Source organism: Ruminococcus sp. CAG:379 (assembly GCF_000434255.1).
GTDB classification, from domain to species: domain Bacteria; phylum Bacillota; class Clostridia; order Oscillospirales; family Ruminococcaceae; genus Ruminococcus_F; species Ruminococcus_F champanellensis.
The window spans coordinates 1-20969 of record NZ_FR894804.1 but is presented as its reverse complement, the minus strand read 5'-3'; the positions used below and the strand labels follow the sequence as shown (position 1 = coordinate 20969).

General features: G+C 51.2%; 12 protein-coding genes and 1 pseudogene. 3 read left to right on the top strand and 10 right to left on the bottom strand.

The window, feature by feature from the left end; all coding sequences use genetic code 11:
• Positions 1 to 24: 24 nt before the first annotated feature.
• The 7 genes and pseudogenes from QVO51_RS00480 to QVO51_RS00450 form a co-directional block, all read right to left on the bottom strand.
• Positions 25 to 816, bottom strand: a pseudogene (locus tag QVO51_RS00480) (recombinase family protein); the annotation flags it as partial.
• 88 nt (positions 817 to 904) lie between these two features.
• Positions 905 to 1114 carry a transposon-encoded TnpW family protein gene (locus QVO51_RS00475; protein ID WP_022356777.1) on the bottom strand — a complete coding sequence of 70 codons (210 nt, stop codon included), beginning with the start codon at positions 1112 to 1114 and terminating at the stop codon, positions 905 to 907.
• A 157-nt stretch (positions 1115 to 1271) separates the two neighbouring features.
• Positions 1272 to 1586: an emm-like protein gene (locus tag QVO51_RS00470; RefSeq protein ID WP_022356776.1), complete on the bottom strand. Its 315-nt coding sequence runs from the start codon at positions 1584 to 1586 to the stop codon at positions 1272 to 1274.
• Positions 1587 to 1824: 238 nt separating this feature from the next.
• A complete protein-coding gene (locus tag QVO51_RS00465) occupies positions 1825 to 2031 on the bottom strand; it encodes a hypothetical protein (RefSeq protein WP_288167662.1) in 207 nt (68 codons plus the stop codon).
• Positions 2032 to 2316: 285 nt separating this feature from the next.
• Positions 2317 to 2943, bottom strand: a complete 627-nt coding sequence (locus tag QVO51_RS00460) for a flavodoxin (protein WP_022356775.1) — start codon at positions 2941 to 2943, stop codon at positions 2317 to 2319.
• 11 nt (positions 2944 to 2954) lie between these two features.
• Positions 2955 to 4124 (bottom strand): iron-containing alcohol dehydrogenase, encoded by a 1170-nt coding sequence (locus tag QVO51_RS00455; protein WP_022356774.1) that lies wholly within the window; start codon positions 4122 to 4124, stop codon positions 2955 to 2957.
• 1 nt (position 4125) lies between these two features.
• Positions 4126 to 4374 carry a hypothetical protein gene (locus QVO51_RS00450; RefSeq protein WP_022356773.1) on the bottom strand — a complete coding sequence of 83 codons (249 nt, stop codon included), beginning with the start codon at positions 4372 to 4374 and terminating at the stop codon, positions 4126 to 4128.
• Between the two features lie 200 nt (positions 4375 to 4574).
• Between QVO51_RS00450 and QVO51_RS00445 the strand changes: the two genes are divergently transcribed.
• Together QVO51_RS00445 and QVO51_RS00440 are read left to right on the top strand one after the other, a co-directional pair.
• The gene (locus tag QVO51_RS00445) at positions 4575 to 5300 is read left to right on the top strand and encodes a LytR/AlgR family response regulator transcription factor (protein ID WP_022356772.1); all 726 of its coding nucleotides are present in this window, start codon (positions 4575 to 4577) and stop codon (positions 5298 to 5300) included.
• The gene (locus QVO51_RS00440) at positions 5300 to 6616 is read left to right on the top strand and encodes a sensor histidine kinase (RefSeq protein WP_022356771.1); all 1317 of its coding nucleotides are present in this window, start codon (positions 5300 to 5302) and stop codon (positions 6614 to 6616) included. Before QVO51_RS00445 ends, QVO51_RS00440 begins: the two co-directional genes overlap by 1 nt.
• 83 nt (positions 6617 to 6699) lie before the next feature.
• Here QVO51_RS00440 and QVO51_RS00435 read toward each other — a convergent pair whose 3' ends face one another.
• On the bottom strand, positions 6700 to 14079 hold the full coding sequence (locus tag QVO51_RS00435) for an InlB B-repeat-containing protein (RefSeq protein WP_022356770.1): 7380 nt from the start codon (positions 14077 to 14079) through the stop codon (positions 6700 to 6702).
• 331 nt (positions 14080 to 14410) lie between these two features.
• Here QVO51_RS00435 and QVO51_RS00430 point away from each other — a divergent pair, with 331 nt between their 5' ends.
• Positions 14411 to 15271: a helix-turn-helix transcriptional regulator gene (locus QVO51_RS00430; RefSeq protein ID WP_022356769.1), complete on the top strand. Its 861-nt coding sequence runs from the start codon at positions 14411 to 14413 to the stop codon at positions 15269 to 15271.
• Here QVO51_RS00430 and QVO51_RS00425 read toward each other — a convergent pair.
• Together QVO51_RS00425 and QVO51_RS00420 are read right to left on the bottom strand one after the other, a co-directional pair.
• Positions 15264 to 17057, bottom strand: coding sequence for a beta-L-arabinofuranosidase domain-containing protein (locus tag QVO51_RS00425; protein ID WP_022356768.1), 1794 nt, complete (start codon positions 17055 to 17057; stop codon positions 15264 to 15266). The genes QVO51_RS00430 and QVO51_RS00425 overlap by 8 nt on opposite strands.
• Before the next feature lie 210 nt (positions 17058 to 17267).
• Positions 17268 to 20969: GLUG motif-containing protein (locus tag QVO51_RS00420; RefSeq protein WP_369677872.1), on the bottom strand; the 3702-nt coding region annotated here is incomplete at its 5' end.

Sequence of the window (20969 nt, the reverse complement as noted above, 5' to 3'; positions counted from 1 at the left end):
CTATTTTACCGGGAAGGGGGCAGTCTTCTTGTTTTTGTAGGACTTCTTGTGTGTTCTGAAATTGACCGTATGACCGATGTATTCAGGACGGTCAAGAATGTGGCTGATGGTTTTTCCGCTCCAGCGATGCAGCTTAGCGTTCTTGTGACCATTATCCCTACCCTGTGACAGAGCGTAGGCTGTAGGAGTCGGGATACCTTCCTGCGTGAGAATGCGGGCAATCTGCGCCGGACCGTAGCCCTCAATGCAGAGCTTGAATATCCTGCGGACAGCCTCAGCAGCTTCATCGTCAACGAGCCACAGATTTTTGTCAGCTTCGGACTTTTTATAGCCGTAAATCGGCACAGAAAGTGGCTTTCCCGACTGTCCCTTAGCCTTGAAAACAGCTTTTATCTTCTTGCTTGTATCACGAGCATACCAGTCATTAAAAATGTTCTTGAATGCAAGCAGCTCATTTTCTGACTTGAAGGTATCTACATTATCGTTGATAGCGATATAGCGAACATCGTAATCAGGGAAAATGATCTCGATGTATTCTCCGGTTTTCAGATAGTCTCTGCCAAGGCGGCTCAAATCCTTAGTGATGACCGTACCTACTTTGCCGTCCTCAATGTCAGCCATCATAGCCTTGAAGCCTTCTCGTTCCCACGTTGTACCGGAGACTCCGTCATCGACGTAGAAAACCGGGTTATGGAAACCGTTATCATCAGCGTACTTCTTGAGGATAGCCTTCTGATTGGTGATGCTGTTGCTCTCACCCTGTAATATATCGTCCTGTGAAAGACGACAATATAATGCTGTGATCTTGTCTGTCATATTAACCTTCCTTTCCGACAGATACAGCAAGCTATGTTATCATTATAGCGCGCACCGAAAATAAATACAATGCGCCGATATTCCAAAGTTACACAGCCTGCTTCTCGGGTTCTTGTCCGAATTCACCGAGGAAATTCTCACACTCACGGATTATGAGCCGTTTCAGAATATCCGAAAGGCTTGCCTTTGAAGCAGGGTTAAATACGGTCTTGACCGTATACAGCGTATGTCCGATCTTGTACTCGGACACAGTTTCTGTTGCCGTATTTTCTACGGCAGTATAATCTTTATTATTCATAGCGAACTTTCTCCTTTGCTTGTCTATCTCTACGCATATAGAGTGAGGGCTTCGCTTTCTCTTTCTTACCCTCGTTTTGTTGTTGTCTTATACTTTTATGATAGCTGTGCGGAACGGCATTGCTGCCGTCCCATATCACAGCTTTTTTGTTGGACTATCAGTCCTTGAAAGACTTCTCATCAAAGAAAGAAGTCTGTCCGATAAGTTCGGATTCATCACTGTCCTGAGCTGTATCTGTATCGCTATCGGCAGTACTCTCCTGTTTCAGCTTTGCAAGCTGTTCAGGGTGCTTTGTAATAAGCTCAAAAAGTCCCTGCTCATCACAGCCAAGTGCGTCCCTGATCTTAGCGAGCTGGATAGCGTTCAGCTTTGCATTGATCTTTTCGATCTCAGCCTTGTCACTCTCGATACGGTCAAGCACCGCCTGACGCTTGTTCAGGAGCTTTTTTGTCTGCTGTTCATAGGCAAGCATACCGCCACCTCCTTCCGTTTTATTCTCTCCTTGTTTTGTTTGTATCTGCCGTGGTATCTCCACAATCAAATTATAGCGCGCAATTAAGCCGTTTGTCCAGCCGCAATTGCGCACGAACTTTTAGTGAAATTTCCATTTTCCCCAGTGTAATTTGTCCGGAAATAATAAAAAAGCTGCGGTGCGGAAGTATATTCCGCTTCACAGCCTTTACGAAAATATTTCTGATTTATAGATGATGTTATTCTGGTTGAACTAAAATAATACTGTTAGCTTGCAATCCATCTCGAACAAACAATTCGGGTGTTGTTTCTTCAGGAATACCCTCTAACATTAAAGCAGCTTTGGCTTGATTAAAAGATACTTCTATACTCTTACCAAATCCTATAGAAGAATAAAACTGAGAGGCAAATACGAGTGCCGCTTCATCGCCTATAGAAGTGTTCATTCCAATGGCTATATCTACATAAAAGAACTATATAAGAATAAAGTTGATGCGGGAGATGATCCACCATTTCTGTTTATAATTGACTCACAGCCAAGACAATCTGCAAGTAAAAAATAATCTATTTATAACTAAGAACAGGCAGAGTCAATTCCAACTCTGCCTGTTCTGTTTCATAGCTTGCTGTAAAGGTCTTGCTTATAGTAGCTGTGATAAAACTTCTATATGAGCGCAATCCTTTCAGAACGCCGCTTTTTATTACCGGGACGGAGTGATGCATTCACCCAGCTACGTCCGGATATCTTCCCCGGAAGCACCGTTCAGCCGTTTTCCCTCCACAATGTGCAGCTTGGCATACATGCTCTGCAATTCGCCCACGCTTTTCTCAATGGTACTGCCGCCGGAGATGCAGAAGGTGTACACCTGTGCGCCGGACAGATCATAGCTGTCCAGGAAGGTTTCAATGATGCGGGGATGGGTACCCCACCAGATGGGATACCCCAGATACAGCACGTCATAGGATTCCACCGCCGACAAATCGTTGCCAATCTCCGGTCTTGCCGCCGTATCCTGCTGCTCCCGGTTTGCCCGGCAGTCATCCTGGTTATAGTCCAGATCCGCCTCCGTATAGGGATCCTTGGGCTGGATCTCAAACAGATCTCCCCCGGTTTCCTCCGCCAGAAGCTGTGCAGCCTTTCCCGTATTGCCGGTTGCAGAGAAATACACCACCGCCGTTTTTTTCGTGCTCCGGGTCGTTTCAGGCTCCGGTTCCGTCTCTGTAGAAGCCGCCTTTGTCTGTACGGCCTGTGTGGTCTGCGCTGTAGAGGCGGTGCCTTCCCCATTCCCGCTCTGGCAGGATGCAAAGGAAAACACCATCAAAAGCATCAGGCAAGCACTGCATAGTTTTTTTGTCATAAGTCTTCACCTCACATGGATGTCTGTAGAATCTTTCTGATATCCTCCTTGGTGAGAACCCGGTAGCCTCCATCCAGGATCAATGTGGCGTTTACCATATCCTCGATCAAGTCATCGGTCGCACCCAGTTCTCTCAGATGCATCGCAAGTCCCAGCTCCTGCATCCAGCTTTCCATTGCCGCCAGACCTGCAAGGGCAATTTCCTTGTCCGTCTTTCCAGCCGGATCCACATGCCATACATTTTCTGCAAAGCGCACGAACTTGGGCAGTCCTGCCTCCAGGATATAATGGTAGTACGCCAAGGAAACTGCCGCAAGGGTCATGCCGTGGGTAGCATCCGTCACTGCGCCTACCGCCTGACCCAGCATATGCACCATCCAGTCCGTGGACTTCCCCTTTGCCACAAGCGTATTCAGCGCCCAGGTTGCCGTCCACATAATATTGGACCGTGCCTCATAATCCTGAGGGTTCGCATTGGCGATTCGGCTGGAATGAATCAGGGACTGCATCAGTCCCTCACTGATATAATCACTGGTGTTGTCATCCGTGCCGGAAAAATACTGCTCGCAAATGTGATTGAAAATGTCGTAGATGCCTGCACACATCTGATACTTCGGCAGGGTCATGGTGTAGTTGGGGTTGAGGATCGAAAACCGGGGCATGATCTTCTCGTCTGCAAACACATGACCGATCTTCAGCTTTGCCTTGTGATTGGTGATAACCGCACCGGCGTTCATCTCCGAGCCGGTGCCAGCCATAGTCAGCACGCAGCCCACCGGAATGGTTTCACAGGTCGGCTCATCAAACTTGATATAGTACTTCTCCCAGGGATCCTCCGGACAGTTGACAGATACGGACAGGGCTTTCGCATAGTCACACACAGAGCCGCCTCCCACCGCAAGAATCAGATCCACCTTTGCATTTCTGGCAATCTCCATGCCCTCGTACAGTTTTTCAATGGTGGGATTGGGCATCACGCCGGCAATCTCCGACACATTCTTTCCGTTGTCCTTCAAAATTTCAGTGACCGCATCATACAGCCCGTTCTTTTTAATCGAACCGCCCCCGTACACCAGCACAACATTTTTACCATACTTGGGAAGCTCTGTGTTCAGACCGTTCAGAGCATCCGCCCCGAAATATAGCTTTGTGGGATTGGCATAAACAAAATTTCCTAACATTTCAATCATCCTTTCGCAACTTTGTTTCGATCTCTTTTTCCAGTTGAAACACCAGATAATCCAGGTAGCTGATTTGTGCTTCTTCCTTGTGGATCCTGTCCAGCAGGGTCTGACGATGCCTGCGAAGCAGCCGGATCATGCCCGGAATATCCCGGCGGGCATGACATCGCAGAATCTCTGCTTTTTCCCGGTTGCTGCATCCGAAATCCGCCAGACATTCCTCCAGCCCCTCCAATTCTGTCATCGACATTTCATGATCCCCTCCCGATACCTGTATTATACCCCACTAACGGGCAAATGTAAAATACCTGTTTTGCATATATAGAAATGCCCAAAAAGCATTTCTGAGCAATGTATGCCAGGCATCCTCCGGCGGAAACGGTTGCAAAAAAGAAGAAACTATGCTATGATAACAACAGAATCGCAGTAGACTGACGGGAGGTGCTGAATGTGAACATCGCTTTGGTGGACGATGATGCAGAAGCTCTGCGTCTGCTTTCCAGTCTGTTTGAGGCGCAGTTGACCCAGATGTTTGACGCCATCCACCGGATCGACACCTATCCAAGCGGCGAAGCATTTCTCCAGGCATGGACTGCCGGAGCTTATGATCTGATCGTACTGGATATCTATATGGAACGGCGTAATGGCATCGCTGTGGCAGAGCAGATCCGGCAAACTGACCAGTCTGTCCAAATTGCATTCTGCACCTCCTCCAACGAATTCGCCGCAGAAACCTATGCAGTCAATGCCAGGGACTACCTGCAAAAGCCCATTACCGCAGAAAAGGTGGCACGGCTGCTGCACAAGCTGGACGCCGCTCAGATTGAGCAGTCCCGTTCCGTGCTTCTGCCGGACGGAGCTGCCCTGCGCTGCCGCAGCGTGATCTACGCAGAATACAGCAATCACCGGATGCGCTTTCATATGAAAACCGGAAAGCACCACACGGTGTATGCTTCCTTTGCGGAGATCCAGAAGCTGCTGATGCCATTCGGGTACTTCTTTTCACCGATGAAAGGCGTGCTCTTGAATTTTTATGAAGTAGCACGCCTTTCCGGAGATAGCTTCTTGATGAAGGACGGAACCACTCTGCCCATCGCCCGACGGATCTGCAAGGATGCCCAGGCACAGTACAGTGAGTTTCAGTTCCGCACGCTCAGCCGGGAGGTGGATCTGTAATGTCCGGATCCGGGCACATCCTGGAAATGATCCTGTATTCCCAGCTAAATTTCACCCCCTACATCGCCATTGCGTTATATCCGTTCCGCAACAGCCTGCGGTTTTCCAAGCGGATCACCACGCTGCTGATTGTGGCGGCAGCCATCCTACAGGTTTTCATTGGTCTGTGGGCGGGGATGTGGGGCGGCAATGCCGGCATGCTCAGTGCGCTGAGCACTATCATGTATGCCCTCTTTTACTTTCTGGCGGTCAGGACGGACTTTGGTAAGGCACTTTTCACCCTGCTGATGCTGTCCAACATTGCAAATTTTATCACGGCTTGCTCCAAGTGCATCGAGGGCATCTATTTTCCGACTCTGGCCATTCAAGGCTATCGGTGGAGCTTTTCGCTGATTATGTTCCTGCTGGAGCTTCTGCTGCTGATCCCCCTGGCCGTATATATGGGTCGCACCTATTCCACCGCTTTAGAACAGGACACCGCAAAGCCCACCTGGCATTTTATCTGGCTGATCCCAGCCACGTTTTATGTGGAGTGGTACTATCGGCTTTACGGCAGCAGCGAATCCGCCCTGGCCTTTGCAATGGATCCCTCCAACACGATCTTTCTCCTGCTCATCAACCTGGGCGCCCTGCTAATTTACCATATGGTGATCTGCCACATCCGTGTTATTGACACAAACGTCCGGCTTTCCGAGCAGAATCACGCCCTCATCACCCAGCAGCTGCAATATGAAAACTTGAAGGAGCGCATCGATCAAGCAAGACAGGCGAAGCACGATATGCGGCATCATGTGCTCCTCCTGCAATCTTTGCTGGAAGATCAGAAATACGCAGAGGCAAAGCAATATCTGGAAGCATACAAGCTGACCATGCCGGATGACCGTTCCTTCCGCTTCTGCGACCATTACGCAGTCAACGCCCTGCTGCTATACTTTGCCCAACAGGCAAAAAATCAGGAAACCGATTTTGAAGCGGCGGTGCAGGTGCCGGAGGATCTTAATATCCCGGACAATGTACTTTCCGTTCTACTTGGAAATTTGCTGGAAAACGCATTAGAAGCCAGTCGGCATGTGGAAACAGGCAAGCGTAAAATCACCATCAAAAGCGTTTGCAGCGGAGGCATGATCCTGTTCAAAATCAGCAATACCTACGCCGGTACACTACTGCCCAACAAGAACGGGTTGTATCTGTCCACCAAGCATACGGGCAGCGGCATCGGGCTTGTCTCCGTGCGCAGCATCGTGGAACAGAACCGGGGCAAAATGGAGATCACCCATACAGACACATCGTTTATTGTGGCTGTGATGCTTGGATAAGCTCATACAGTAGATGCATACTGACGCAAAACAGCCTCACCGGATTACCCGATGAGGCTGTTCGCTTTATGGAAGAATTGGAATTATGCCTGCTGATATGCTTCTGCTGCCCGGTGATAGAGATACAGTGCTTTTGCAACCAGTTTCAGACTGTCCGTAGATTTCTGACTTGTCAGTACCGCACGCACATAGCACATGGGATCATAGCTGAGGGTATAGCCGCCAATCACACACGCTCCTGTTGCTGTTCCGGGCACTGCAGAAAGATCCATATAGTAGTAGTGATCCTTATTGCCGGTAAAGCCGTATGCGCTTACATCCGTACCCGGCTCCACCAGGAAATAATGCCGCAGGATCATGCCGGATTCCAGTACAAGCGTAGAGCCATAGTACGTTACGCCCGCAGGCAGAGTGCCGCTCTCAACCCTTGTATAGCCAGCCAGCTTGCCTGCTGTAACTGCTGCCATTTCAGTGGTTTCTTCCAGGGTCTTGCCGCTGAAATATGCCTCTGCAAAGTCACCGTAGTTCAGCATTGCCAAAGCCAGATCCTTCGTATTCTGCTCAAAGCCATTGGCATCGTCCAGAATGTAGTTTGCGTAATCCTCTACGGAGTATGCATAAGCGCCCATTAAAGTGCCGTCCGATTTTCTGATCTGTGCATGGATCTGACGGGTCATTTCCTTTGCTGCCACACCGCAGGAGAATACATAGTACTCCTTGCTGTCAACCTGCTTCATATCCGCATCGGAAACCAGGATCTGCTGGGTGGCGCCGTTGGGCAGTGTCAGTTCCATATATGCGTCCGCATCCTCTGTGACCACATCGGACAGGGAAACGTAGAAATGTACACCGATGGTTCCGTTCAAAGACAGGGAGGTTCCCTCCAGCTTGGCTGCGCCGTTTGCATAAACACTGCCGTTCTGGTAAACCACTGCGCCATGCAGCCGGGGATAGCTGTCCTCGCCAATGGTCTGACCCCATACTGTACCGTTCTCCCCCTGCGCCAGCAGGTATGCAACCTCGCCGGATCTTACCGCATTGTCGTCCTTGCCGGTCTGACCGGGCTCATCCCCCGTTTCTGCATCAATACCGGTAATCGTGGTGTTGTAGTAGCAATTAACAGCGTTTTCAGCAACTGCATGCAGCAACACCGCCTCGGACAAACTCATCTCACCACCCTGGTAGCAATTCACAGTGCTTCCGTTACCTGAAACATAGGCTGCTATGCCGGATGCTCTGGAAAGACTGAAGATCCTTCCAACGTTCACACAGTTGAGAATCTGACAATTGTCTGCCTGGACGCAGATACCGCCGATCCGCTTACCCATCAGAATTGCACGATTCTCCACACAGGAAATGATGCTGTCGGTTGCGTGTCCTACGATGCCTGCCAGGTACATGCAGGTGGAATCTGCAACAAAACAAGAATCCGCAAGAGTCAGATTTTTGATCTCTGCGTTCTGAATCTCGCAGAACAGACCCAGATACTGGTTGTTTCCATTGGTTCCGTTGTTGGTGGCATACACACCGCTGATGGTATGTCCCTGTCCATCAAAGATACCGGTATATGCGCCGGCTGTGCCGATGGGCGTCCAGGTGATCAGATTCTTCCGGTTCAGCTCTCCGTTCTGGTTCAGCATATTCCGGTTGATTACAATGTCACTGGTCAGAATCGCATTTGCTCCGGTTTCGCTTGTATTGACGAGCTTTGCAAATCCAAGCAGCTCTGCCAGATTGGAGATCTCATACACACCATTTCGGAGGGGCGGTGTGACGCAGCCATATCCACACACGGTACAGATGCCGTCCGCTCCAACGGTATGGGATTCCTTGGCACCGATGGGATCCGCACAGCTTTCGTTTTCACAGATTGCCCAGTGCTGGGTTTCGTCATAGCCATAGCTGTAGTTGTGCTTCAGTTCCACTGTATTCCAGATGGCGTCTGCATAATAATAGGTATCCTCCAGATGGAACACTCCGCCAACCGGAACAATCGTTTCCTGCTGACTGGTGTATTCTTTGAACTTCCAACCGGCAAAGACGCCGGATTCATATTCTGTATTACTGCGGGTAGGCAGCGGCATATCCGCTTCGTTAAGGTCTCCCACAGTATACGTCAATCTCATATATTGCGTATCGCCCAAGAAGATTCCGCCGTTTGCATTGAAGGAAACCGTTGCTTTTGTGCCTGCCCAGATGGGTGTCAGAGTCACTGCATACGTATCCAGTGCGATCACTGCATCCGGATCGTCAAATTTATATTCCTTGTCGTTCTGATCCCTCCAGCCAACACAGCGCCATTCCTGGCTGCCACCGATCCAATTTTCTACAACCGGGAAATCACTGATCTTATAGTTTCCCACAGGGAGCATCACAATGGGGTTCTCGTTGAAATCATGACCGGGAACCAGGGCTTCTCCGGTGCCGCTCTTAAATGCAACACTGGTTTCAAAGCGAACCACCAAACCGGTCAGCTCCCACTGGGCGGTAAAGGTGGGGGTTTCACCGGCTGTAATGGTGAATTCCTCATCCAGCCCGTGTACGATCTCCTCCGTATCCCGGCTGTCCGTCCAGCCAACTACCTCATACCGGCACTTATCCGGGTAATAGCTCTGCACCGGCTTGGTCAGCTCGGAGAATTTGTGTGTACCCTCCGTCAGACGCATTCTGGGATTTGCCAGAACACCGCTGCCTGCAAAGAAATTGCCGTACTTGACATCGCCGCTCTTCAGGTTCACATTGGTCTCGCTGATCCAATGGGCTGTCAGAACTCTCCCCTGCTTGGATACGATGAACGCATCATTTTCGATCCGGTTTCCATCCTCGTCCATCCAGTAATCCACCGAGAAGTCAGAAGTACCTACGGAAGGCCGGCGAGGGCTTGTGCTGTATCCACTGACAAAGTCGCTGATCTGATAGGTGCCATTGTCCAGCGTTCTGGTAAATTCGGCCACTGTGGAGCCGTCATTCTGATTAAAGTATCCGTTTTCGCCTGCCCGGAAGGTGACAGTGTGTCCCACATGCACCTGACGGATGGTCATCTCACTGTATACCGGGATGCTGACCGCCTTGCCATTCGGATAGTAGTCAAAGCTGGTCTTGTAGCCTGTAAAACGGTGACAGAAAACCTGGTATCCGGTTTCTTCGTCCAGATATCTGGAGGTTTCCGGCAGATTGCTGATGTAATCATCCAGAACCTGATACTGACTGTAGGTGCCGTTAAACACATAGGCGTATGTGCCCTCCGCAGAATTATCTGTGATACAGGAAACAATCTGTTCCGGGAAGTCCAAGGCAATCGGCGACTGAATCCGGGTGGTGATCAGAATCTTTTCCGTCTTGCAGACTGCCCGAAGAGTCATGCTCTTGTTGGGCATAATAAACTGAATATTGGAGTAATCCACAACGCCGTCCCCGTTGCGGTCCCAGCCAATAAATCTGGTGACCTCATCCTCACTGCCGGACCATACACTATATTTGAAATCGTTCCACCAGCCGTACATATCCCCCTGGTACAGGGAAACGCTGTGACTGGTCAGTTGTTGCTCCGTGCCGTCTACAGTCGCAGTAAATGCAGTGCCGTCCGCCGGCAGGAAGGTCAGGTTTAATTTGAAATTATATCCGGGTCGCAAATAGAACTCCTGGTAATATGCATGCATCCCTTCTGTGAAATTGACCGCAGACCAGGACGAAGCAAACCGGAAGCGCTTTTCCCAGCCGGTGAAGATTGCAGCGTCTGAATCGCCCACTACATCCAACGCCTTCGTAAAGCAATCCACAGTTTCGCCATCCAGGATCACCGGCTCTCCATCCAGCAATACCTCCTCGCCGTTGAAGGTGAAGTTCTGGTTGTTCTTCACCTGGAATGTGGCGGAATCCACATAGCATGCCTGATCCACATCATACTGCTGCACATGGATGGTCACGTTGGGCTGTTCATAAACCCCATAGAATACCATACCGTCAATGGTGATCCGGGGCAGAATGATGGTTCCAGCCGAATTCTTTTCTGTGTCAATGGCTCCGTCCCCGTTGTAGTCCCAGCCCAGCAGAACACCGGCGCTATCCACAAATGTAGAATCCGTCGGAGAAAGCAGGGTGGTATCAAAGGGAACCGTCACCGCAGACGCCATCCGTTCCTCCTCCGTTCCATACAGGAACGTAACAGTGCAGTCCCGGTACTGTGCCACATAGGTCTGGGTGAAGGTCAACTCCCGATTGGGCTTGCTGGTTCCCGTGTTGAAATAACCCTCGATGTCATTGGTGACCTGCCATTGCTCGCTGCCCCGGTAGGTCTTTATCGACTGGCTCTGATCCTGACCGATGGTGCTCCACCGGTAACGATCGTAGGCATACTGATCGTCGGACAGCTTGGTCAGCTGGGTCAGATCCTCCCCGGTCAGATTATCATGTCCTGTCCAACCGGTCAGTACATTGGTATGCAGCGCAGCCTCCGGCGGAACCGGCTCCTCCCCTGCGCCGCAAAGCCGCAGATCGGACTTCCAGCATTTTTCAAGCCCATCGTAGTATACAAAGCTGACATAGAACTGCTTTCTCTCCGCATTCCGGTAGAACACCGTATCCTTGGAAATGTAAACGTCATACAGCTCCTTGTCATAGTTTTTCAAGCTTGCAACGGATGTGTTCTCCTCCGTGTACAGTGCATCCTCCATCTGATAGATCTTATCCAGGGACAAATTATTCAGCCCGAACTGTCCTACGCTTTTGCCAAGCTGGGTCTGCATCACAGCCACTTCCTTGGTAGAACCGTCCGGGAACTTCAGACAGTAGGTTGCCTTCGGTGTCTTTGTAAAGTCCGCAATGGATGTCACATTCAGACTGGGATCCGCCCAGTACAGCTGAGTGGAAATACAGATGTATCCTTCCACCGCATGTTTCGCCGCCATGGACAGCATGGGCATGGAGCAGTACAAGTCAACCGTGGCGGTTCTCGCCTTCAGTTCCGAGTTCTCCCCATCGATGGACAGCTTCATATTGCTGTACTGAAATGTTTTGTCTGACACATGTGCCACAAAGTCCCCGATCTCACCGAGGGGCACGTCATTGGTAAGCGCACCGGTTTTCAGATCCAGACAGGTGGTGCTCAGACCGCTGATATCCAGAATGTCCGCACTGTTGGCATGCATGAAATATTCCCGGTTGCTGGTGTCATCCACACTGTATAGGATATACCGATTGCCTGTAGCGTACAGGGGCCATTTTTCCTCAAACAGGGTCAGTCCGGCTTCTGCATCAAAGACCTGGGACCGTGCCAGCAGAGTCACCTCCAGGTAGATGCCCATTTCCATATAATAACCGCCGGCAAAGGATTTGTTCACATTGCTGGAATACTGAAGGGGCTTGGTGATCTCCAGGCTCATATAGCCATACAAGTCCACATAAGCGCCCAGCTCCAGGGCAATGCCCACCTCGCCCAGCTTCCGGAATCCGGTAAAGGAAAGGGGCAGCTCCCCTTTCAAGCCGGTCTTGACACCGAGATAACCGCAAGCATCCAGATTATAGGCATACCGGTTTGCCCCGACCAGCTCATTCTTGTAGGAATGAAGCCCTTCACCTGTTTTACCCCGCATGCCCACCTGGGTCGCATCCAGGTAGGTGAAATTGCTGGAAAGCCCTGCGGAAAGATCAAGCTTCAGTACATAATTCAGACCCAGATGTACCGTAAAGATCGGAAATTCGGGAATGACATAAAAATCCTTACCTATGATTTCTACATCGCACAGGTCGATATAGCCTCCGTCTGCGTTGATCATCTTCTGGTACTTTGCCAGCATATCCGAAGAGCTGATGCTGTCGTTGACACTTTCGGAAATATCCTCCCAGCTTTCGGAGCCCTCTGTGCGGATCTGCACATAAAAGTCAAAATTGGTCTGGGAGTACATATTGGCTGCATAGTCAAAGTTCACCTTGCTGCCGTCCCACTCCTTGTAGCCCTGCATGGTGACCTTCAGATACTCGGTAACGTCCACGGACGCCTGCACCGCAACCCCCTTGATCTCCCTCTGGATGCCGATGATTACCCGCAAAGCAGACCACTTGTTGTTGTCCGGATCGCTGGCGTCCACTCCAGGAAAATTAGGATTCTGGGCACTGTCCCGGCTCCAGGATACGCTAACGGTAATGCCGGTGTTTCCTGCCGGTACGCTGATGCCCTTGGCGTTGCCCATGCTCAGGCCATCCCGGAACATCAGTGGGTTCTTCGCAAAATCCGCTGCGGATGCAGTCATGCTTGAAAACAGGGCAAAATCCTCTGCGCTGCTCGCCTCTCCTGTAAGCTTCTGGAACTGTTCATTTTCCAGCACTGCACAGGTCAGCAGGTCAGCCAACTGGCTTACGCCTGCGCTCTGACTGATACTCTGCTCCAGCTCCTTGGTATCCAGCAGCTCCTTTGCAGAAACTTCCATGTTGGTGTATACATCAACGGTGTCCAGAACATCCTCCAGCTCACTGTCCTGCGCTTCCACATAGTACCATGTGTCACCGCTCAACATTCTGCCGTCCAGTGTCCGGTCTGCAAAATCATCCTGAACGGATACCGCCGTTAAGAACAATGCAGAATCATCAAACAGCTGTCCGAAGGTGTCCGGATTCTCCCCGGCACTGACCCATTCTGCATAACCCTCCAGCAGGCAGAATGCGCTGTCCGCCGAAAGGGTGTATGTATCACTTTTGGGAATGTACAGCTGATAATCCGAACCGTCCCGGATCACAGCGTCCCAATCCAGATAAATGATGGACTGCTGCAATTCCACCACTTCAATTTCGTCCTTGTGGCTCCGCTGGGACAGGGACGTAAGGGACGCACTGTCCTCGGTGACGATGGTTGCCCCGTTGGATACGGAAAAGTCATACACACAGCCAGCCTGGTAATCCTGCTTGGGGGTGATCTGATAATTGCCGTCCCCCAGAGGATCGACCACAAATGCATCCGGCAGCGTGCCCAGGTCAGACTGTACCGTCAGATAGTCACTCAGATTCTCCGACGTGATTTCCGTATCCGCATGGATCACCAGAGGCGCAGAGGCTCCACAATCCGGCAGGTATGCGGACTTGCTTTCATAGACCTGATCCCGATTGCCTGTCTCCCCATAGGCAGCATACAGCTTGGTGTTGACCTCAATGGCATCCCCGGAGCTGTAGGGTCTGGTCAGCTGCTCATCGTAATACCAGCCGGAAAAGCTGCTGTTTTCCTTGCTGGTGCAGGGAACCTGGGGCAAAGTGGTGCCCTTGTCCAGAGTCACCGAACGTACCGCACTGCCTCCGTTTGTCTCAAAGGATACGGTCACATGATGCTTGGCGTTCTGATAATACCAATACCCGGTCAGTCCCCCTGCGGCAGAGAACATCAAGGTAAGCGCCAGCACACCGGTCAAGATCGCTTTTCGCCGATTGCTTCGGACGCTGCCCGTTTCCGGGCAGGCAACCTGCTTCTCTTTTCTCATAACACTACCTCCTGCACTTGGATCTGGTAATACCCCACAATCTTTGTGCGGTATTACCCTATGTTTTTCATTGCCTTTCAGCCGTTTCCGGCACAGTATTTTGTTTCGATTAGATTGTAATCCAATTATATCACACTCTCATGAAAAAAGCAATCCCTTTCTGTACAATTGTATGCAAAAATCGACCCAATCGCAACCGGATTGAAATACTCCTGGTACGGTACTCTCCACTTGACAAAACGTTGCATCCCGTGTATACTTCAAGGCAGATAGTTCAGACAGCATCGTGCAGGGATTGTGCGAAACTGCCTATACAAATATGGAGGAAAAGATGTTTCAAGTCACACAAAGCCAACCGAGAATGCTTGGATGCAAAGCCCCGGAGCCTCTGCCCTTTTCGGTATGCGGACAGCTGATCAGCCCCTCCGGTTTTCTGCACCACCGTCGCTGCTTTGCAGAAACAGTGCTGATCCTGGTGACGAAGGGTACCCTGTACCTGAACGCCAACGGCAGCCCCTTTGCTCTGACTGCCGGAACATATATCCTGCTTCCGGCAGGTGAGGAGCATTTCGGATTCCGCTCATCGGAAGGCTCCCTGTCCTACCTTTGGGCGCATTTCCGAACAAAACAGGGATTTGAGCCGGTGCATGCGGACGATGCGAAAGGATATTCCTATTTACTGCCTGAAACTGCATTCGCCTCCCCCTCCGGCAGAACGGCACAGCTGTTTCATCAGCTGATGGATCTGTCCCTGGAGGAGCAACTGTATACCCACAGCATGTCTGATTACGCAGTCAGTCTGCTGCTAATGGAGCTGTCCCAGGAATATTTCCGAACCTGCAGCATCAGCCAGAGCCTGCCGGGACCTGTAGTATCCGCAAGGGAGTGGATCAAAAATCACTACTTTCTCCCCTTCGATCTTCCGGAGCTTGCGGCTGCAATCGGATACAGCGCCGATTACCTGTCCTCCCTGTTCAAGCGCAGCATGGGAATATCCATTGTGCGGTATACAAACCGCCTGCGCATTAAAACCGCCAAGACCCTGCTGTCCAACTACGGTGTTTCCATAAAAGAAGCCGCATTTTCCTGCGGCTTCTCTGATGAAAAATATTTTATGAAGATGTTTAAGGAACAGGAGGGCATCAGCCCTACACAGTACAAGCATTCCTTCAGTCGGAGAAATATCAATTGAGGGACTTTTTCGTGAAGTACACCGTATAGCACTCGTCCGTGATATCATACAGAGGCACCAGTTCAAAGTTTTCCGGCTGATGGATCGTCCGGTACACGCTTTGCCGCCAGGGAAAGGTGTCATAGGTATGCTCCGTGACGGGGGTCAGTGCACTCGTGGGGTCATTCTGCGCCAGGTAAATGCCCCGATCGGATTCGCACAGTCCTGCCAGCACAATGGGGCCCTCCCGGAACGCCAGCAGCTGGGGCATGTCCGGCAAGGAACAGGTGGTCAGCGCCGCCGGGAAATAGAGATTCACCGTATCGTCCTCCCAGACCCGATCCAGTTCGGCAAAGTCATTCACTGATTCAACCTCTGCATGCTGTCCATTCACCAGGATCACCGGCTCCCCCGCCACCCATGCAGGGATCCGCAGAGAAAGAGTAAACCGTTCCGGCTGTTCCGCCTTGACGTGCAGCTTGATATACCACCGGAACATTCTGCTGTCATCCCGCTCGTCGAAGGATGCCCCATCGTTGTAATACTTCATATCCACGCTCTGGGTAATGGTCACATGGGCATTGAACTTGCAGACCGAGTTAATATACTGCGCCAGAATCAGACGGTTCCGCTCTTTGTCCGCATACCAGCAAAGCTGGGGATATATGGTGTGAGCCTGTACGGTTGTGCCGTGGCAGCACCAGAAATCCTTTGTTTTGCTGCCCCACTTCTTCACGCTTCCTGCCTTCATAGGCAGGAAATACGTCGGCATGCCTGTATATTTATTCTGCTGTGCAAGGAACCCATTGTAGAAATTGTTTTCAATATAGTCCAGGTATTCATGCGCTCCTGTAAAGCGGAACAGGTAATCTGCCAGCCGCACCATATTATACACCGTACAGAATTCCTGCGTACGCTCTCCCAGAAACATGCCCAGCTTCCGGGGCGGAATCCAGAACTCGCCGGAATTTTGTCCACCGGTACAAAAGGCATCTCGATCTGAAACGGCACATTTCCAGTACTGTTTCACAAGCTCCAGCCACGCTGCATCCCCTGTGATCTCATACATTTTTGCCGCACCATGCGCCCAGGGAATGCTGGCGTTTGCGTGACAGTTGGACAGAGGATCTTCCCCATCTGCAAGCCTGCCAAATATGGAAGGATGGGCATACCGCTGCGCAAGGGTCAGGTAGCGTTCATCTTCCGTCCGCTGGTACAAGCCTGCCCAGACCTCCAGCATGCCGCCCTCCTCACCGCTGTACACAGCGTGGGGATTTTTTTGCATCATCTTCTCCGTCCACTCAAGATACCAGTCCGCTGCCTTGCCCAGGATCTCCAATGCCACTTGGTTTTGGGCATACAGGGCACTGTGATACAAGCCCAGCAGGGTCTTGTGCAGGGTATACTGGGGCGACCAGATGTATTCGTTTTTCTCCAGCTTTTCAAAATACTTTTCCGGGATTGATCCAATCCACCTGCCTCCGTTCAGTTCCTGACAACGGGCAAGCGCATCGATAATGGTATCCAGCTTTGCTTTCAGTTCCCGATCCCGGTTCTGCGCAATCAGCAGGGCGGCGGCGGACAGCCAGTGCCCAAGAAAGTGACCACGCAGCTGACAGGTGGGAGACTCCCAGCCCAGATGCATCTCCGTTACGTCCCGGTCTGTACGGACCCCGGCCTCCAGCAAAAAGTTCTGGAGCAGATTTTCGCTTTTCAACTCCATCAGATATGCTCTGTTGATGTCTGCACGTTCCTTGAACAATCCCGGCAGAAGATATGTATTTTCGATTTGGATTCTGCTTGGCATATGGTTTCCCTCCGTTTTTCAGGCAACATCGCACGAAGATTGTGTGGTGTTGCCTGCAGTGTATTTCTATGATACACCACGCAGCCGGATCTGTCAGTAGACAAATCGGGCAGCAGGTGGAAAATTCTTAGACAACGCCGCACAGAGCTTTGTGGGGTGCCGCCTTGGATTGCAAAAGCCCCATCGGTTTCCCGATGGGGCTTGTTGGATTTATGAAACCGGATTCTGCTGATACGCAATTGCTGCCTGGTTGTACAGATACAGAGCCGTAACCACCTGTTTCAGATTGTCCGGTGCATCCGCACTTGCCAGCACGCTGCGCACATAACACATGGAATCGTAGCTGAGGACATATCCGCCGATCACGCAGTTCTGATTGACCGTACCAGGAACGGCTTCCTGATCCATGTAATAATATTTGCCCTTGTTCCCCGTGAAGCCGTATGCGCTTACATCCGCACTATCTGCCACACGGAAGTAATGCCGTACCACCGTACCGGATTCCAGCAACAGGCTGGAACCATAGTAGGTGATCCCCTCCGGCAGCTCACCGGATATGGTGGGCACTGCATCCGCCAGAGTATCCGCAGTCACACGGTTCATTTCCTCTGTCGCCTCCAGCGTCTCTCCGTCAAAATACGCCTTTGCATGAGTACCGTAGTTCAGCAGCGCCTGTGCCAGTGCCGCAGTTTCGGGAGAATACTTTTCTGTGTTTGCCAGAATGTAGTCTGCGTATTCTGCTACCGTAAAGGTGTACAGCTCTCCCTGCTGTCTGCCGTTGCAAATCTGCGCTGTAATCTGAGTAGTCATCTCCTTGGCTGCCATTTCCACGGTGAACACATGATAAGTAACCCCGTTGATCTCCGTCGTAGTGGCATCATCCACATAGATCTGCCGGAAGGTGCCATCTGGCAAAGTAAACAGCATATAAGTCACCGGGTCATTGGCGATGCTTTGATCCAGCTCAATGTGGAAGTTCACGCCGATCCTGCCGTTCAGCGTCAGAGTATACCCGGCAAGCTTAGCTCCAATGCCATCTTCAAACATGCCGCAGTACTTGCATTTGCTATTCACATAAGCATGCGCACCGAAGGTATTTGCCTTCTTCAGATTGCTGTAGCTGTTTGTAGAGGGACTTGTATTGTTGCAGCCCGCATAGTGTGTGATCTGGTATACCCTTGCACTGCCTGGCATGGGGAATGCATCCGTTCCGATCACCTGTCCCCAGACAGTCGCTGTCCGGTCATCCTGCAGCAGGTATGCTACCTCGCCGCTGGCAAAGGCTGCGGCTGACTTTGCTGTACCACCGCAAGAGGCATCGCTTTCTTCCGTTTCAGAAAGATAGTAGCAATTTATGGCGGAGGCGCCTTCCCCCATGTTGCTGCATATGCCATTGTTCACTTCGGCGAGCTTTCCAACGCTGTAACAGTTAACGATTTTACCGCTGTCGGTTGCGCCGCATATGCCGCCGACCAAGGTAATGTGTGACCAATTTTCTTCGGCTGCTACGGTAGCTGCAGAAGAACAATCAGAAATCGTGCCCTTTTCCATTCTGCCGCATATACCGCCGGCACTGTTTCCAGCTACCATGATGTATGTGTCCGAAACATGCGCATTGGAGATCGTACCATCCTCCGCATACGCACACAGACCAGACCAGCCCAATCCGCCATTTTCCTCAACCAGCAGGCGTGCGTTTGTAAGACGCACATTGGATATGGTGCCGTTCTGCATATATGCGCACAGACCGGAATGGCCTTCTGCCGTCTGAATGTACATATCCGTAACACATACATTGGTGATCGTTCCGCTCCCCAGATATCCGAACAAACCGCCGTACATTACGTTTTTGTTGCAGTACAGCCCGCTGATGGTATATCCCTGTCCGTCAAAAACACCGTTGTACGGAACGACCGTGGAGGTATTATCATACTTGGTGCCGATGGGCGTCCAGGCTCTGAACTTGCTTGTATCTTCTGCCAGCTGTCCATCCGCCGTCAGAACCCCTTCGTTCACTGTAATGTCCCCGGTCAATACCGCATTCGCACTGCCGTAGGTTTCGTTGTCATTGTTTACCTTGTCTGCGAACCAGTACAGCTGTCCGGCATTGGAGATCTCGTAGGTTCCGGCTTCGTTCTGCACTGCTGCCTGATATGCATCGCAGTATCCGCAGAACCCATCGGCAGTGTAATAAGCATGATAGCCAAGGGCTGTGCATACGTCTCCGTTCCGGAATTCCTCGGCAGTCTTGCTTGTACCTGTGCCCTGTGTAGAGGTAAATTCGGTACCCGCTCCGTTGCATCCTTCCAGGTAATAGGAATCTCGTACAGTACCGTGCCATACAAAGCCGAGAATTCCGCCAACGGAATTACGACCGGAACAGGAAACCGTGCCCACATTGCTGCAGCCGGAAACTGCACCTCGGTAGCTCTGCCCAACCACACCGCCTACTGCATCTACTCCGCTTACCGTTCCACTAAAGCTGCAGTGGGTCATGGTACCGCCTTGGTATATGAGGCCGCATACGCCCCCCACGCATTCCTTTCCGTTAAAGTAGGAATCTGCAACATGAATGTTTTGAATGGTGCCTTGCGCATACCCGAACAGACCGATGAATTCCTGTGTCTTGTCGTTGAAATACAAGCCGCTGATGGTGTGCCCCTGTCCGTCAAAGGTTCCTTGGTAAACTCTACTGCTTGTGCCGATGGGAGTCCAGGCTGTGAAATCCGACCCATTGGTCACGTTCCCCTCTGCATCAAACTGCAAGGACTGGAGCAGATCGGGATTCACGGTGATGTCCGCCGTCAGGACAGCTTTTGCGCTCGCATTTTGTGTGTTGACTTGTGACGCGAACCAATACAGCTCCCCGGCGCTGGAGATCTCATACTGCCCGGCTGCATTCCTAACAGGCTGCTGATAGCCGGTGTCACAGTACACGCAGAAGCCGTTCTCATCATAATAGGGGTGACCGCCCAGCAGCGTGCAGACGCTTCCGTCTTTGAATTCTTCTGCGGTTTTGCTTTCTCCGTATGCATTCAAACTCGTATTTGCTCCGTTGCAGCCCTCCAGGTAGTAGCAGTTCTGCACTATGCCAGAGGTGCTGCCGCTTATAGCACCCACATATTCAAAAGCGGATATGGTGCCTACATTGCTGCAACTGGTGAAATCTACTCCCCCGGCTAAACCGCACAAACCGCCTACCGTGTCTGAGCCGTTGATCATGCCATCGAAGCTGCACTCGATCATTTTGCCATCAACCATATAGCCGCACACACCGCCCACACACTGTGATGCGTTCAGATAAGAATCTCTAATGTGCAGATTCTCGATCGTGCCCTGCAAAGAGTGTCCAAACAATCCCACGTTATAGGCTGCTGCATCATTAAAATACAAGCCACTGATGGTATGCCCCTGTCCGTCTATTTTTTCCAGGATCAGAGGATTTTCTCTGGTTCCGATGGGGGTCCATGTGGCGAACTGATTTCCGTTCAGTACATTCCCGTTCTCATCGAACTGCAAAGACTGAAGCAGATTTTCGTTCACGACAATGTCTTCCGTCAGAACAGCATACGGGATGTTGTTATTGCCACTATTCACCAGATCCGCCAGCCAGTACAGATGCTCTGCACAGCTAAGCTGATAAGGATCGCTGGATGAACCACTGCCAGACGGTTGGATCAATGTAAAGCCTGGCTGCTTACAGAACAGGCATACGTTGTCCACATATTGATGCCCCTGTGCAGGTGCATTCGCATCGGGGACGGTTTGCTCCGCACTGCACCGTGTGCAGACTTGCTTTAGCTGCCCATTCTCCGTGCAGGTGGGATCCAAGGTCTCCACAATCTTCCAATCATGTCCCAATGCCGACTTACCCTCATCCGGAATGGCTTGCTCAGTACTGCATCGCTTGCA

Bases quoted from the DNA above. Each gene is read 5' to 3' on its own strand.
- QVO51_RS00435 (WP_022356770.1), bottom strand. From the start codon at position 14,079: ATGAGAAAAGAGAAGCAGGTTGCCTGCCCGGAAACGGGCAGCGTCCGA.
- QVO51_RS00455 (WP_022356774.1), bottom strand. From the start codon at position 4,124: ATGTTAGGAAATTTTGTTTATGCCAATCCCACAAAGCTATATTTCGGG.
- QVO51_RS00425 (WP_022356768.1), bottom strand. From the start codon at position 17,057: ATGCCAAGCAGAATCCAAATCGAAAATACATATCTTCTGCCGGGATTG.
- QVO51_RS00430 (WP_022356769.1), top strand. From the start codon at position 14,411: ATGTTTCAAGTCACACAAAGCCAACCGAGAATGCTTGGATGCAAAGCC.
- QVO51_RS00475 (WP_022356777.1), bottom strand. From the start codon at position 1,114: ATGAATAATAAAGATTATACTGCCGTAGAAAATACGGCAACAGAAACT.
- QVO51_RS00450 (WP_022356773.1), bottom strand. From the start codon at position 4,374: ATGTCGATGACAGAATTGGAGGGGCTGGAGGAATGTCTGGCGGATTTC.
- QVO51_RS00440 (WP_022356771.1), top strand. From the start codon at position 5,300: ATGTCCGGATCCGGGCACATCCTGGAAATGATCCTGTATTCCCAGCTA.
- QVO51_RS00465 (WP_288167662.1), bottom strand. From the start codon at position 2,031: ATGAACACTTCTATAGGCGATGAAGCGGCACTCGTATTTGCCTCTCAG.
- QVO51_RS00460 (WP_022356775.1), bottom strand. From the start codon at position 2,943: ATGACAAAAAAACTATGCAGTGCTTGCCTGATGCTTTTGATGGTGTTT.
- QVO51_RS00470 (WP_022356776.1), bottom strand. From the start codon at position 1,586: ATGCTTGCCTATGAACAGCAGACAAAAAAGCTCCTGAACAAGCGTCAG.